The organism is Oleiphilus sp. HI0080, from assembly GCF_001635135.1.
In genome coordinates this window covers 1-664 of record NZ_LWFU01000952.1, presented here as the reverse complement: position 1 = coordinate 664, position 664 = coordinate 1, and the positions used below count along the sequence as shown (strand labels likewise).

Annotated in this window: 1 protein-coding gene; it reads right to left on the bottom strand. The window is 49.2% G+C overall.

The window, feature by feature from the left end; all coding sequences use genetic code 11:
* The coding region (locus A3751_RS18475) for a 3-hydroxyacyl-CoA dehydrogenase family protein (RefSeq protein WP_197466493.1) at nucleotides 1-664 on the bottom strand (664 nt) is incomplete at both ends.

Sequence of the window (664 nt, the reverse complement as noted above, 5' to 3'; positions counted from 1 at the left end):
AGTGGATGTATTTGACGCGAAGACCCCACTCGCTTGCATTTGTGCCTCTGCTTCTTGAGTCACTTTTGCCTTTAATCCACGATCTTCAAAAACGGCTTCGATAATCATATCGCAACCGGCTAAATCTTCCGCGTTCTCGGTTGGATGGATAAGCGCGAGCGTTTCATTGCGCTTAGACGCACTCAATCGGCCACGTTTCACCTTCTTATCAAGAAGGTTCTCGCTGTACGCCTTACCCTTCTCGGCAGACTCAAGAGAGACATCTTTCAAAACGACTTCAATGCCACGCGTAGCAGCGGAATAGGCAATTCCCGCTCCCATCATGCCGGCACCCAAAACACCGAGTTTCGTGAACTTGGCCTTTTCGATACCTGCAGGACGAGCTGCCCCCGCATTGATTTCGTTTAGTTGATACCAGAAAGTGTTGATCATGTTCTTTGAAACCTGACCGCACACCAATTCAACGAAATATCGTGTTTCGATTCGCATCGCTGAATCGATATCAACTTGCAGACTTTCTACCATCACCGACAAGATTGCCTCAGGCGCAGGGAGCACACCTTTGGTTTTGTCTCGCATCATTGCAGGCGCAATCGGCAGCATTTTGGCTAGCGCTGGTGTACTCGGCTTCCCGCCAGGCACTTTATAGCCTTTGACATCATAT